This window comes from Spongiivirga sp. MCCC 1A20706 (genome assembly GCF_046524175.1).
Taxonomy (GTDB): domain Bacteria; phylum Bacteroidota; class Bacteroidia; order Flavobacteriales; family Flavobacteriaceae; genus Spongiivirga.
In genome coordinates, this window is sequence record NZ_JBEFZF010000004.1 from 16,727 (window position 1) to 32,277 (window position 15,551).

Below are 15,551 nucleotides of genomic sequence, written 5' to 3' on the forward strand. Positions count from 1 at the left end.
GTAAGTCTATTCTTTCTTGTACGTTAGCATCCAATCATATAAATCCACTTCAAATTTATCATATAGTTGTGGACTATTTTGGCCAGTGCCATCATAAGTTCTAGACCAAGCATCATGGCCAACATCTGTATATACGGTTAATCTAGCACTTATTTCCGGAGAAGTTTCATTGATCGCCTGAACCATTTGCACTGAACCATAATTTGTAAAAGCATCTACGGCTAAGTCTTTTTCACCATGAAAAGCCCAGATGGGGATATTCTTCAAATTGGTTATCAATCTGTCTGCTCCGTTAGCACTAATAGGAACAATGGCAGTAGCATAATTGTCTTGAATTTCACCGGCATAAAACCAGCACCCGATTCCGCCTAAACTTAGTCCGGTAAGATATATTCTGTTTGGGTTAATTTGATAGTTGTCTAAAAGATATTCTATAAACTGATGTATTTGATCAGGTGCCCAAAACTGAGTGGTTAATTGAGGTGAGGCAACAATAAAAGGAAATCTAGGATTCCATTTACGCTGATTGATAAGTTTCGGTGGGCCACTATTTAGAACATTTGATAAAGGTTCATTTCCTAAATTACTATTCCAGCCATGTAAAAAAATGATCAGGGGATAATCAGGGCCGTTGGTAGTGTATCCGCTGGGCGTATATATATAGTGTCCAAAATTTGAAGAAGTAGAACCTAACGGTACTGGAGTATGCTCTCCTCCCAGATCTTCCGGTAATATTGATAAATCAGTTTCGTCAATATTTACCACAAATGGTCCATCTTGGGGTGTTTCGTCAGTATTGTCATCTGGGTTTTCATCAGGGTTTTCATCTGGAGTATCACTTGGATCTTCTGGACTTTCGTCAGGACCATCTTCCGGAGTATCAGTTGATTCATCTGAATCATCTTGATTATCATCTTGTGAATCTTCATCCATACTAGCAATACTTTCTTCCATTTCAACACCTTCAAATTCATTACAACTGTGATGGGTCCAAATAGACAATATCAAGGATAAGAGAATCAAAAATTTCTTCATAATACTTATTAAAACTATTAACATTACTAACTATAATACGAATGTAATATTGCTATTGGTTTATTGTCTTCAACAAAACTTAAGTAAAGATACTTCATTCATGTCTAACTTATCGCAACAATGTGAAATGCCCTGTAAACTCACGATTGTCAAAATCTTTAAGTCTAATAACGTACCAATAATCACCGGAAGGAAGAGGTTTCATATTACGTTCATATCGACCGTCCCACTTTTCATTTTGCTTTAGTGTTTTAAGTAACCGCCCATAACGATCATAAATTTCTGATTCTATATTCGGGAAGGATACTTGGTTAATTGGAGCCCAGAAATCATTTTGGCCATCACCATTAGGACTAAAGAAATTCGGTATTTCAACGTCGATAAATAAATAGTCTATCTGGTCGCTAGCTTCACAACCATTACTATCAACTACCCTAACTTCATAAAGGCCATTTTCAGGAACAATAATTATATTGTCTTCTCCTGTATCTTCACCATTAACGTAATAAGTATACGGTGGCACTCCACCACTGGCCATGGCAGTTAATACGTTATTTCCTGTTTCTACAATACTTACCGAAACAGGATCAGCAGTAATAATTGAAAAATTGACCATCCGCTCGCAACCGTTTCTATGTAGCACTCTGATTTCATGATCTCCTTCAGATAATTGGGTAAAGACATTCGAATTTCCTAAACTACCGCCATCTAAACCAAACATGACATCATTTAACGGAATGGATCCAACATCTACTTCTACTTCATTCATTAAAGTGGTACCTGTACATTCATAACGTACCAAAGGATTAGGATTTAACGGAATACCTACCCCTAGATCAATAGGTACAATTTGAGTACAGTTTCGGGAGTCACGCACATGAACTTCATAGGTTTGGTCTCCGCGTAAATCGGTAAACTCAAATTGATTTTCAGTATAACTTGTAGGATCATTGGGATCTAATGTTGTAAAATATGGAGGTGTTCCTCCTTGAAGTTGTATTCTGATTACCCCATCATCATCCCCCAAACAGCTTTCAGGGATCGTGCTAAACGTACTTGTTATTGCCGCTGGTTCTGAAATTGTTCTTGTATAGGTGATATAGCATCCTACTGAATCCTGTATGATTATTTCATAGGTGCCTGCCACTAAATCATCGAATCTAAATACATTGGTTCCAGGGATCTCTTCATCGAAAAATTCATTTAAACGATTGCTAATTGCAAATTGAATAGGACCCGTTCCACCAGATGCTTCTACAATGATGCTTCCGTTCATTCCACCAGGACAGTTTACATTAGTAATTTGTGGTTCTTCAGCCTGCAGAGGAACAGGGTCTACAACAGGAATATTGGTGGTACGTTCTCTACATCCTCTACTTTCAACCTCTATAAAATAGTTGCCAGCACCTAAATTTCTAAAAATACCGGAATCTTGTGGTCCGGCTAGGGGCGGATCCGTTGCAGGGTTCGCACTCGCATCAAAAAGGCGGTATCTGTAATCGCCTGAACCTCCATTGGCTTCTGCACGTATAATGGCCGTTGCTTCACCGGCACATTTTAAGTTAGCATTGGTTTCATCGGGAATTACATTTAAGGTTGGAACCGGATCAACTCGTACCTGATTAGTAATTACCGAAGGGCATGAACTGGCTCCGACCTCTCGAATATAGTAACGATATTGGCCCTGGGGTTGAGGAACCATTGTGGTAAAGACACCGGCTCCCATAGCCGTCCATATCCCTGTTGCTGGATCGTCAGTACTAATCAAATATTCATATTCTGCTCCTGGGTCCGGATTGGTTACGTTTATTTCTAACTCCGCCGGATCTACACATGATAAGGCTACTGCTTCTCGGAGCAATACCAGCGGTGGTTCCGGATCTTGTACCCTAAATGGTTGAGTGGTATGTTCGCATTCCCACCCGTCTCTTATAATAATCGAGTAATTTCCTGCCGGTAAATTTCCAAACTGGGCGTTCGACTGTGGTCCGCTTGTTTGCAGAACTGCATCGTTTTCATCTAATTGATTTAACCTAAAAATATAGGATCCCTCACCTCCGGATAGTGCACCATCTACCTGAATTATTGCATCATTATCTCCCGGACAGAACAATCCATTAACTAATTCAATCTCTCCTGCAATAGGAGTTGGTTCTGATAAATTAATAGTATCTGTAAACCTGCAATCTTGATTATCTCTGACCGTGATTTGATGCACACCTGCTGATAATCCTGTTAGAATACGGTTGCTGCTAAAAGTTTGTATGGTAACACCAGTTGTGGTATTTATGACTTCGAACTCATGATTACCCCAGCCACCTGAAGGAGTAAGTACTAGGACTCCTTTATCATTACTACATGTTACATTGGCTGTTTCTTCGGCAGTAAAACTTAACGGATCGTCAGGCTTTGGGATCGTTATCGTGTTTGAACGAGCAGGACAAAAGGGAATACCAGTTGCTACTACCTCAATATAAATATTCGCGCCGGGTAAGTTGGTTACGTTGGTAGCACCAGTTGTGGTATCACCTGAACCAATAATTCCTGTTGAAGTTCCATTTTCCAAAAATACTTCATAGTTGTAGGTTCCTGTATATCCGCTTACATTAAGGTCTACAGTACCGGTATTATCAGCCAAAGGATTAGGAGCGGTAAAGCATACTGAAGTCGGATTTGATATATCTGCCTCAATAGTATCGTAAGGATCAATGGTAACAATTTCAGAGAAATAACGACAACCCCCACCAAGTTCATCTTCAACGGCAAAAAGATAATCACCGGGAATACTGATGTTGAAATTGGCATTATCTACACCTACTGCGGTATTTTGAGTGCCAATGGCCGTTATCGGCATTAAATAAAAAATGTAATCACCTCCGCCACCTGAAGCAACACGGATATTTACTACGGCAGGATTGGGATTCAATGGGTCGCTACTACAGGTAATTCCATTAACGACTAAAGTTTGAATATCTAGTACGTTTGGAGGATCGATTGTTATATCAGGTATCGGTGTTGAAATACAACCATTGACATCCCTAGCGACTATAGTAAATGTTTGTGATGAGCCATTATCTACAATTTCAAAAGTGCTGCTGTTTTGAAATGTGATGCCTCCATCAATGCTATAGCTGTAAGGTCCTGTTCCTGTATTATCTGCGGGGTTTGTGCTTTGAGTACCGTTAGGGAAAACCGTAATTTGAGCAGTGCTAAAACTGTTATTTAGTGGATTACAGCTAAATGTCGTATTGGATGCAGATATTACGAAAGCAGGTGGCTCAATAATAGTTTCTGAACGTACGACATCGCATCCTTGATTTGAAACTACACGAACTGTATACGTATCAGGATCTAAATTTTCAAAAATGTTTGAAGTTTGGTTGGCCACTTCAGCAGGATATGGTCCGCCTAGGGGGATATTACCTCTATATAGAATATACGTAAATGGGTCGGCACCAATACCAACCGAAGCTCCATCTAGTTCAACTGTAAAAGTACCGTCATCAGCATTATTACAACTTATATCTGTCTTATTTAAGCTAGTGATTACCGGAATAACCCTTGGGTCGAGATTGACTGAAGTAGAAGCTGGGCAAGTTGTTTCATTATCAACAACGTCTATGGTATAACTACCTGGAGCCAAATTGGTAAAAACGTTATTTCCATTTTGGATTACGGGAGGGTTTACTCCGTCATCTAAGGTGAATGTCAGGTTGGTAAGACCTGAGCTTTGTTGAATGTTAACCGTAATCTCGCCATCATTATCATTACATGTTGGTAACGTGCTAAATTCAGCAGTAATTCTTAATACCGGATTCAAGGTAAAATCTTCAGGAGAAACACATCCTTTACCATCTTTAACAATAGCAGTATAATCACCGGGGCTTATACCATTAAAAAAGCGACTGTTTGTATAGGTTATCGAGGTAGTTGGCAACCCTTGGGGAATAATAGCATAGGTAATTGGTGCTGTAAGCGAAGCTAATACAACGGGGTCTATTTGTATTTCGACATCATAGGTATTATTTGTTGGACTACACTGATTTATGATGGTAATATCATCAACCACTGGTTGTGGATCGATCGCAATTACAATATCAATTTTGGTCTCACAACCATTACTGTCACGTACCCAGGCATCCCAATTTAAGGCACTTGCAGGATCAAGTTCAATTTCATTATTGGTTGCTGCATAATCAGCTGGAACAGGATTATCGTCCGTGGTATTACCTGGTGTCAGGTCAGGAACAAAATGATATTCATAACCAGTGCCAGAACCTCCAGTTCCTTGTATAACCACTTGGGCATTAAATGTACAACCGGCATTTATATTGGTCAATTGACTTAACTGCAAGGGCGGATTGGCATTTATGCTAAAAGTATCTGAAGCTCCACATCGAGTGGAAGTTGGATCAGTTTCTTCAACTAAAATTTGATAATTTCCTATTGGTAAATTATTGATATAAGGTGCAGGAGAAAAAGTAAATGGTGCGGTTCCGACCCCAGTTCCATTAGGAACGGGAATTGCATTGGCTGCAGAAACCACAGCATTGGTATCAGTATTTAATACTGTAATAGTTAATTCGTTTCCTGTATAATCATTTACCGTAAAATTTAGTGTGCCAGTGGTTTCTCCCTCGCAAACGGGTGTTGTCGAGGGGTCTGTAATAATATTAAGGTCGTTCGGTTCAGGAATTATGATTTCTTCAAAATAACGACAGCCTGTTGTTTCATCCAGAATCTCAACCACATAACTTCCCGAACCTGTGACGATACCTGCAAAACTGTGATTACGTTCACAAGCGCCACCACTAGGAGCTGGTAAAGCGTTTGGAGCACCTAATGGGCCACCTGCTAAACCTATTTGAAAACACCCTGGGTTTGGTCCGGTCCCCCCACCAACAATAGTTACTTCATAGGCAGTACCGGTATTGGTACAATCTATATTTGGTGGTGGAGTGTAATTGAGCGTTACGTCACCGGGATCATTTATAAGATCAGGTGTTGTCGTAAAGCTACAACCATTAGAATCTGTCACCACTACAAAATAAGAACCAAAATCAACTGGGAAGGTTTCAGGTCCGGCTGATGGTCCTAGAATGGTTCCAGTGGAATTACTGGTCAGCGCATCAAATAGTTCAAAAGTGTAAGGTCCGACACCATCAATGGCCGTTACTTGAATACTACCCTGATTAATTGTGCCACCACTACAGGTTTCATCTAAACTGGAAGTACTTGCCGTTAGAGCAGGGGTGGTGTTAATCGTCACATTAAAAGTCGATTCACAGTCTTTGGAATCTCGTATGGTATATGAATAATTCCCTGCTGCTAAACCTGGATATAGTGATTGACCGGTAAAAGGTGTTGGGGGGTTAATACCATCATCTAAACTATATAAAAAAGGGCCTGCACCGCTAGTGGGGTCTGGTCTTATTTCAATAGCACCATTGTCTAATCCGCAGCTGGCATCGATTACTAGAGGGGGTAATTCTGATATTACCGGAAGTGGATCTATTATCACCTCATTACTTCGGGTTGTACAACCATTAGCATCGGTAACTACAAACTCATAGGTTCCGGGATTTAAAGTATTAAATGTGGTGTTAGATCCCGCTGCAGGAATATTTGCAATAGAGGCAGCGTTAAAAAATACCTCAATATTACCATAAGGGGAATAACCGCGACTTGCATTAATAGTTATTTCTGCAGCGATGGGACTTGGAATTCCACATCTTAAGTCGGCACTTATAAATGCAACAACACTTAATGGTCTTTCGATATCTATTACAATATCATCAGTACAACCATTCGCATCAATCACCTCGATGGTATAAGTTCCGGGATTTAAACCGGTAAAGGTTGGTAACGCTTGAGGGGTATCACCATTAATACTATACTCAAAGGGGGCGGTTCCTGTTCCGGTTTGTACTTCCACCGTTATTGAGGCACCTGTACCTGAGATAAAACAAAAATCTGCTGGTGCAGAAATGTTATTAAGTACCGGAAGATCGACTGGAGTCAAGGTAAATCGCTGCTCTACGACACATCCGTTTGCATCCTGCACTTCTAAGATGTACTCACCACTTTGTGATAAGTTACCAAAACTACGGTTGTTTCTAAAGTCTCCTGAAGCAGGAATCGTTGTTGCATCCGGTTGCGTAAGTCGATATTGATAACCACCCCATCCGTCAATTCCTTGGCCAATTACACGACCCCGATTGTTGTTTCCGCAATCCATTGCATCGACATCAATAGTGAGATCTAATGCCGCTGAAGGAGCATCTACCGTTACTATAGCTGAGTCAGTACACGAAGTATCGTCATCAGTGATTTGTAAAGTGTAGGTCCCTGCTGGTAAGCCGGTAAAATCTAAAGAAGTGTTATTTACATTATTCCCTGCCGTTGGAGTGGGCGTGTCAATAGTATAGCTATAGGTATTGTCGAAACCGCTTACGGAAAATCTGATAACACCCTGGCTTTCTCCTAAACATTGAACGTTTTGAACTAGCTGACCACTTGTGGTAATTGAACTAATATCAGTTATCGCATAACTCTCCTGATAGCTACAACCACTGTCATTATCGGTTACTTGAAAGGTATAACTTCCAAGAGCAAGGCCATCGAATCGTACAGTCGGAGTGGTTTGGCTTGGTCCTACACTTGCGGGAGCGGTAATCTCATAAGTGAGATTAGTACCACCTCCAGTTGAGGTCACTTCTACGTTTACAGTACCTGCGGCACAATCGACACTGGCAATCGCGAATTGAAGATCGTCAGGCGCGTTAGGGGATGCTATATTTAATTGTGCTAAAACTAAGACACAGCCATTACTATCTCGTATTCTAGGAGTATATGACCCTGGGCTTACATTCGTAAATATTGGGTTGGTTAAAAATCCACTTCCAAGGTCAAAAAAGTATGGAGCTTGACCACCTGCAACACCTGTAAACGATACAGTCGCACCTGTAGTACAAGTCGCTTCCACATCAATTTGTCTATAACCTACTAAACTAGTGGCGGAGTTTACTGCTTCTGTACTGGTGATATCGCATTCAAAAGTACCTGAGCGATATCTAATGACGACATCATAATTGTTGGGTGCAAGATTCGAAAAATTACCGGAATTTTGGAAAGTTACACCATTGTCAATGCTAAAACTTATTTCGTAACCTCTACTATTGTTAACGGTAATTAAGATCTGTCCGTCGTTAGCCCCAGCACAGTTGCTATCAAAGTTGTCAATGGTAATATCCGGAGGTAGTATATCTGGGACGTTATAGGTAATGGTTTTTTCACAATTGTTTGCATCCCGCACCAAAATAGTTTGGTCTCCAGGAGTCGTAGCCTGTAAAATATTTGATGATTGTAAAGTGCCTCCGTTGATTGAATATTGATATGGACCCGTACCTCCCGTTGCATTTGCGGTAATATCGACTGTAGCGCCGCCACAACCAAAACTCTCGGTCGCAAAGGCAGTTAGATCGAGGGTAGATAATGACGAAATGTCGATGGTTTCACTATAAGTACAACCATCATCGGTGGTAACTAACACTTCATATGTACCACCATTTAAATTGTCAAATGTGTAGTTATTGTTAGTGGAAGGCCCAAATGTATCGATAACAGTACCTGCTAAGGATAATGAATAATTGTAAAATTCAGGCACATCGTTTATTTGAATGGCGATTGAACCAAATTCCCCACTGCATTCAATATTTGTAGGAGTAATGTCTACGTCGATGTCCTGTTCTTCAATTGTTATGGGTTGCGTTGGAAAAATACAAGCTGAGGGACCTGCATTTTGCTGCCTTACATAAATATTATAGGTTCCAGCTGCAGTGATGTCAAAAATTGGAGAGGTTTGATAAGTGCCATTAGGATCATTCAGACTATATTCATAATCAGCGGGAATGTTGGTTACTTCAATTTGACCATCGTTTCCGCATATTAGATCGGTTTTAATAGTTTGAGGATCCAGCGGATTACTATTCACTTTAAAATAGTAGCGTTCCAAAGCGCCATTTGTAATGATAACAACTTGGAATTCACCAGGACCAGTAATGGTAAAATCGGGACCTGTTCCAACTGTATTCCAAGTACACGCAACGTTGGTATTTGGGCAATCATCGATTGTGACACCCGCGCAGCTTGTTGGGTCTAATTGCTGCCAACTTATAGTAGATCCGGTAATGCCAGTGATAATATCTCTTGTATCTCCTGTTCCGCAAAGAAAAAATCTTGCCAAAGGGAGTCCGTTATTTGGGCAAGTAACAATGTTATCGGCAACTGCAATTAACGGATTTGGCATTATTGCTGCTGTAGCTTCTTTTTCAAGAGCCTGTATTGTTTTTACCGCGGTAGTTTCTTCGGTTATAGCCTGGATATCACGTTCAAAAAATGAAATAGGGATGAAAGCGGTAATGTTATTAGCTGCAAATACAACTGAAACTACTACCAGGAGCAATACTAGCACAAATACGTTTGTTTTGGGGAAACGCATTATTAGGTTAAGTTTAGCTGGGTTGTCCGCTTGGGGGAGGACAAGCCATTAGGTTTTTGATTATTCTCTTAAGTAATATTAAGCAAAAAGCATTAAAAAAAACGGTTTAAGTATTAAAAAATCGACGAAATGCATAAATTATGTTAAAATTGAAAGTTTTAACTTACAAATTATGTTAAATACTACTGCTGGTCTATAGTGTTCATTATTAGCAAATTAAAGTTTCTTGTTAACAGTATTTATTTTTTTGGTGAAAAATACTTGGATTTTGATATCAAAAATGGCCGAGAACTGATTAAAAAACCAATCACAGAATACTTGAAAATTGTATGATTTAAAGCTTATCGTGTTATCTGGTGATGATTCAAAGTCAGTTCGCTACTGTAGAAAATAAAAACCCTCAAGGCTTACCACCCTGAGGATTCTGCTTGATGTGAAGCGTATTGGATTCGAACCAACGACCCCTGCCCTGTCAAGGCAGTGCTCTGAACCAGCTGAGCTAACGCTTCTTCATTGTTGTGGCGAAGGTAAAAATCTTTTTCATCTGTAAAAATGAATTTTCAAAATAATATAGGGTACACATTTAAAGCTTCTAAGATGATTTTCCAGTTTGACTTTCAAACCTGGTTAAAATAAATTGATTTTATTGTAACAAAACAAGCTCATGGAAGTCCAATAACAAATTTCTAAGGCAGATATTTTAAAACTAACTAAATTAATTCCAAAATATATATGAAACTTATCATCAAAGATCTCACCAAGACTTACGGAAACGGGGTAAAAGCAATCGACAATGTAAATATTGAAATTGGAGCTGGAATGTTTGGGTTACTTGGCCCAAACGGAGCGGGTAAATCATCTTTAATGAGAACTATTGCTACCCTTCAGAGTCCAGATGAAGGCTCCATTACTTTTGGTGATATCAATGTATTAGAAGATAAAATGTCATTGAGAAAAGTGTTGGGTTATCTACCCCAAACCTTTGGTGTGTATCCTAAAATGTCGGCTGAGGCCTTGTTGGATTATTTTGCGACATTAAAAGGGGTGAAGACAAAGTCTGATAGACAGGCTTTGGTTAAGGAGGTACTTGAAATTACTAACCTTTACGATGTCAGGAAGAAAAATGTAGCTGGGTATTCTGGTGGTATGAAACAGCGTTTTGGTATCGCCCAATTGCTATTAAATAATCCAAAACTAATTATAGTTGATGAGCCTACAGCAGGCCTTGATCCGGCAGAACGCCATCGTTTTTTAAACGTTCTTCGAGAAGTAGGGACTAATAGTACAGTCATCTTTTCTACACATATAGTCGAAGACGTTAAAGAACTTTGTAATGAAATGGCGATTTTAAATGGTGGACGTATTTTAAAACATACAACTCCAATGGAAGCAACTGCTGAAATAGAAGGTAAAATATGGACCAAGGTGATCGATCGAGAAGAATTAGAATCGATGGAAGCAATGTATAATATTTTATCATCTAACTACAATCAAGACAATACACTAAATATTCGGGTGCACTCGTCAGAAAAACCTGCAGCTGATTTTGAAAATGCTGAACCGCAGTTAGATGATGTTTATTTTATCGCTTTGAAAGAAGGTGAAACGGTAAATGCCTAACCAATATTTAGTTTAACAAGTCAAGATTTTACATATGTTTTCAACTATATTCATGAATGAGTTAAGGTATTGGTTTAAAAGACCGGCCTTTTATATATATGCTGCGATATTTTTTGCGTTATCAATTTTAATCGCGGCAGCCTCTGCTGGTATTTTCGATTCTGTTACAGCTACTACAGGATCTGCGAATATTGTGAACTCTCCAATTGGAATAATGGGAGCTCTGAACGGATTGGCAACTTTGATAATTTTCCTATTCCCATCTATAATTGGGGTGGCTATTTATAGGGATTATAAAAGTGAAATGCATACCATTTTATATTCGTACCCTTTTACAAAGGCTAACTATTTATTTGCAAAGTTTTTTAGCGGAGTGTTTATCGTGTCACTGGTAGTATTATGTATTGCCCTAGGTATATTCGTAGGGTATAGGCTGCCTGGTACAAATCCGGATATTGTAACTTCTTTCAATTTTCAATCCTATGCTACAGCTTTTGGAGTGTACGCATTACCAAATATCTTATTATTTGGTGCGATTATTTTTGGTGTTGTTACGTTTACAAGAAATATAGCTGCGGGCTTTATTGTAGCGGTAATTATAGTTTTTGGCCGCGATTTACTGGATGGACTTATTTCAAATCCTGATAATCGTTACATGGGCGCGCTTTTAGATCCTTTTGGTTTTTCAGCTTCAGAGTACTATACTAGGTATTGGACAGTTGCCGAGAAAAACGAGCTACAACTCCCTATAAAAGAAGTGATACTTTATAACCGGTTAATCTGGTTAAGTGTTGCCGCTTTGATTTTTGGGTTGGTTTTTAAAGTGTTTAGTTTTAGTCAAAATGCCATTTCATTTTCTTTTAGAAAACAGAAAGGAGAACGTATCACCAAAAGTAATTTTGGAGGTATTACCAGAATAAAACTTCCCAAAGTGATTAAGGATTACTCTTTTTTACAGAATTTAAAAACTACTTGGAGGTTATCTAATACTGACTTTAAATATATCATTAAGAGTTGGCCTTTTATATGTATTGTCTTTATTGGACTAATATTTATTGTAATAAATATTTCAGAGGTTGGTAATTTATTTGGTACTAAGACGCTTCCAATGACTTGGAAAATGTTGGACAAAGGTGATGCTTTCTACCTATCCATCATTATCTGTACTTTTTTGTATTCAGGAATGTTGGTACATCGTGGTAAGATCGCTAGAGTCAATCATCTTGTAGATGCTTCACCTGTTCCCAACTGGACATTATTTGGTTCAAAATTTCTTGCTTTATTGAAAATGCAGTTGCTCTTATTAACGGTTATAATGGTATCGGGTCTAATTTATCAAATATCCCAGGGCTTCGATACTTTTGAGATATGGCATTATATGTTCGAGCTTTATGTTCTAAATTTTATAGTTTTTATAATCTGGGCTTTTCTTGCCATGTTCGTACAGACACTAGTTGGTAACCCATATCTAGGCTTATTTATCCTTTTAGTTATTGTAATAGGGTTGCCGTTTTTAAGTCTTGCGGGAATCGAGCAAGCAATATTTAAGTATAATCAAGGAGGTGGTTTTAGTTATACCGATATGACAAAATACGGCTCCTTATCTAGATTTTTAATTTACAGAAGTTATTGGACGCTTTGTGGTTTGACCCTCTTGGTTTTGACAACCCTATTTTGGGTTCGAGGTTTACCGCACTCATTTAAAGAACGACTATACATCGCAAAATCGAGATTTAGAGGCCTAACAATAGCTGCTTTTGTGCTATTTTTTGTTGGCTTCTTGAGTATGGGTTTCAGAATTTACTATGAGAACAATATTGAAAATGAACGTACTTCTTCTAAAGAACAAGAACTTCAAAGAGTAGAATGGGAAAAGAAATATAAAAAGTATCAAGGGGTTCCTCAACCTAGAATCGTATCAGTAAATGCCGATATGAACATTTACCCAAAATCAAGGGATTTTAAGGCAAGTGCTACTTATATAATGGTCAATAAAACAAATCAAGCCATCGATAGTATTTTATTAAATCACAATAGTTACCCTAGTACTTTTACTTTTAATAGGGAGAACACGTTGGTTTCAGAAGACACCTTGTATAATTTTGATATTTATAGGTTAAAACAACCACTCTTACCGGGCGACACTCTTGGATTAGATATTACTGTCGAAAATGAGCCTAATACTGCACTTAGAAGAAATTCGCCTGTAGTTGAAAATGGAACATTTATTAACAATTTTGCGATATTTCCAACCTTGGGTTATAGTGATGGGAATGAATTAAGAGATAATAAAACACGTAAGAAATATGACTTGCCTCCAAATGAGTTAAAACCGCATCCTTCAGATTCTACTGCGCTGGCTAATACCTATATACGTAGTGACTCAGATTGGATCGATTTTGAAACTACAGTGAGCACGTCCGAAGATCAGATTGCCATTGCTCCAGGCTATCTTCAAAAGGAGTGGGTAGAAGATGGACGACGTTATTTCCATTATAAAATGGATAGTAAGATATTAAATTTCTTTGCCTATAACTCAGCTAGATATAAAGTAGTACGAGACAAATGGAAAGATGTCAACTTAGAGATATATCATCATGAATGGCATGATTATAATATAGAACGTTTTATGGAAGGTTTAAAAGCTTCTTTAGAATACAACACGGAGAATTTCAGCCCATATCAACATAAACAACTTCGTATAGTGGAGTTTCCTTCAGGAAGTTTTGCACAGTCATTTCCAAATACCATACCGTATGCAGGTGATGCTGGTTTTATCGCTGATGTCGATGATACCGACGAAGGCGGTGTCGATTATCCATTTGCGATTACGGTTCATGAAGTAGCGCATCAATGGTGGGCACATCAGGTAATTGGTGCTGATGTGTTAGGAGCAACGATGTTATCCGAAAGTTTGTCTGAATATGTTTCTTTAAAGGTTCTTGAGCACCAACAAGGAAAAAGTAAGATGCGAAAGTTCTTGAAAAAGGCGCTTGATGATTACTTAACAAGAAGAACCTTTGAGCGTAAACGAGAAAAACCGTTAATGTACAATGACGGTCAAGGGTATATTCGTTATCAAAAAGGATCGTTGGTATTTTATGCGCTAAGTGATTACATCGGCGAAAAGACATTAAATAATGCTTTAAAGAAATATGTAGAAAAAGTAAAGTTTCAAGAGGCACCTTATACCACCTCGATTGATATGGTAAACCATATAAAAGCAGTAACTCCAGATTCGTTGCAGTACGTCATAAAGGATATGTTCGAAACGATCACTTTATATAAAAACAAAGTGGTCGATGTTACCTCAACAGAAATGGATAATGGCAAATACAAGGTCGATATCGAATTCAATGTAAGTAAGTATCGAAATGATGAAAAAGGGAAGCGTTTTTATGGTGAAAAAGAAGGAGATACGCTTAGTTATAAGACGGAGAAAATGAGAAAACCGGAACTTTCTGTGAAATTAGCGGATTACGTTGATATCGGTATTTTTGGCGAAGAAGAAATTGACGGTAAGACGAAAGAAGTTGAGTTATATCTTAAAAAGCACAAAGTCACTACTATTAATAATAAGCTGAGTATTATCGTAGATAAAAAACCAGTAGAGGTAGGGGTAGATCCTTATAATAAGTTGATTGATACTAATTCAAACGACAATCGAAGAAAACTATAAATATTAGGCAATTATCAAAAACCCGCAGGTCATTATCTGCGGGTTTTTTGTGAAGTAGTTTTTCAATATTGTAAAAGAAAACTACTGTATCTTTAATGCATTCAAAACGAGAAAATGAAAAATACACTCATCTTTTTAATCATAACACTATTGATTCATAGTATGTCTGCACAATCTTCGGAGTTACCGCTTAAACAAATCCCTCCGGCCGAAAAATCTTTTACATCAGGAAATGTAATAGCAAGAATGATAGAGGGATTAGGCCATCGTTATTATTGGGCATCAAAAGACTTAAAAGAGAATGATCTTGCTTACAAACCTAGCGATGATGCGAGAAATATGTTGGAGACCTTACAACATATTTATGGCTTATCTTCAGTGATCAAAAACGGGCCTTCAAATACAGTGAATACTCGAGGAGAAGACCTTACCAAATATAGCTATGCCGAACTTAGAAAAATGACCTTGGAAAACTTAAACAACGCCGCTACGCAACTAAAAGGGAAATCGGCTGATGATGTGGCAAAGATGAAGGTGATTTTTAAAAGAGGTGAACAAGAATCGGCCTTTCCTTTTTGGAATATGATAAACGGGCCTATTGCTGATGCTATTTATCACACAGGACAGGTGGTTACTATGCGTCGTTCCAATGGTAATCCTATTCAATCCGGGGTCAATGTCTTTTTAGGAACTACCAAAGAGTAACTATAATTAACA

At 38.4% G+C, this 15,551-nt stretch carries 5 protein-coding genes and 1 tRNA gene; 3 read left to right on the top strand and 3 right to left on the bottom strand.

Annotated features, from left to right (window positions below):
* Positions 1–6 precede the first annotated feature (6 nt).
* From ABN763_RS10410 to ABN763_RS10420, 3 genes are all read right to left on the bottom strand, one after another.
* Positions 7–1,035: a hypothetical protein gene (locus ABN763_RS10410; protein ID WP_410485401.1), complete on the bottom strand. Its 1,029-nt coding sequence runs from the start codon at positions 1,033–1,035 to the stop codon at positions 7–9.
* Between the two features lie 109 nt (positions 1,036–1,144).
* Positions 1,145–9,508 (bottom strand): T9SS type B sorting domain-containing protein, encoded by an 8,364-nt coding sequence (locus tag ABN763_RS10415; RefSeq protein WP_410485402.1) that lies wholly within the window; start codon positions 9,506–9,508, stop codon positions 1,145–1,147.
* Positions 9,509–9,969: 461 nt separating this feature from the next.
* A tRNA-Val gene (locus tag ABN763_RS10420) sits at positions 9,970–10,044 on the bottom strand.
* A 223-nt stretch (positions 10,045–10,267) separates the two neighbouring features.
* Between ABN763_RS10420 and ABN763_RS10425 the strand changes: the two genes are divergently transcribed.
* The 3 genes from ABN763_RS10425 to ABN763_RS10435 all read left to right on the top strand — a co-directional run bounded on the left by ABN763_RS10425 (position 10,268) and on the right by ABN763_RS10435 (position 15,539).
* Entirely contained in the window at positions 10,268–11,155 is an 888-nt protein-coding gene (locus tag ABN763_RS10425) for an ABC transporter ATP-binding protein (RefSeq protein WP_410485403.1), read from the top strand.
* 34 nt (positions 11,156–11,189) lie between these two features.
* Positions 11,190–14,834 (top strand): ABC transporter permease/M1 family aminopeptidase, encoded by a 3,645-nt coding sequence (locus tag ABN763_RS10430; protein ID WP_410485404.1) that lies wholly within the window; start codon positions 11,190–11,192, stop codon positions 14,832–14,834.
* Positions 14,835–14,948: 114 nt separating this feature from the next.
* Complete coding sequence (locus ABN763_RS10435) at positions 14,949–15,539, top strand: DinB family protein (protein ID WP_410485405.1); 591 nt, start codon at positions 14,949–14,951, stop codon at positions 15,537–15,539.
* Positions 15,540–15,551 lie beyond the last annotated feature (12 nt).

What these genes read in the sequence shown, in the direction of transcription:
- ABN763_RS10410 (WP_410485401.1), bottom strand. Translation starts at nt 1,035, where the DNA reads ATGAAGAAATTTTTGATTCTCTTATCCTTGATATTGTCTATTTGGACC.
- ABN763_RS10425 (WP_410485403.1), top strand. Translation starts at nt 10,268, where the DNA reads ATGAAACTTATCATCAAAGATCTCACCAAGACTTACGGAAACGGGGTA.
- ABN763_RS10430 (WP_410485404.1), top strand. Translation starts at nt 11,190, where the DNA reads ATGTTTTCAACTATATTCATGAATGAGTTAAGGTATTGGTTTAAAAGA.
- ABN763_RS10435 (WP_410485405.1), top strand. Translation starts at nt 14,949, where the DNA reads ATGAAAAATACACTCATCTTTTTAATCATAACACTATTGATTCATAGT.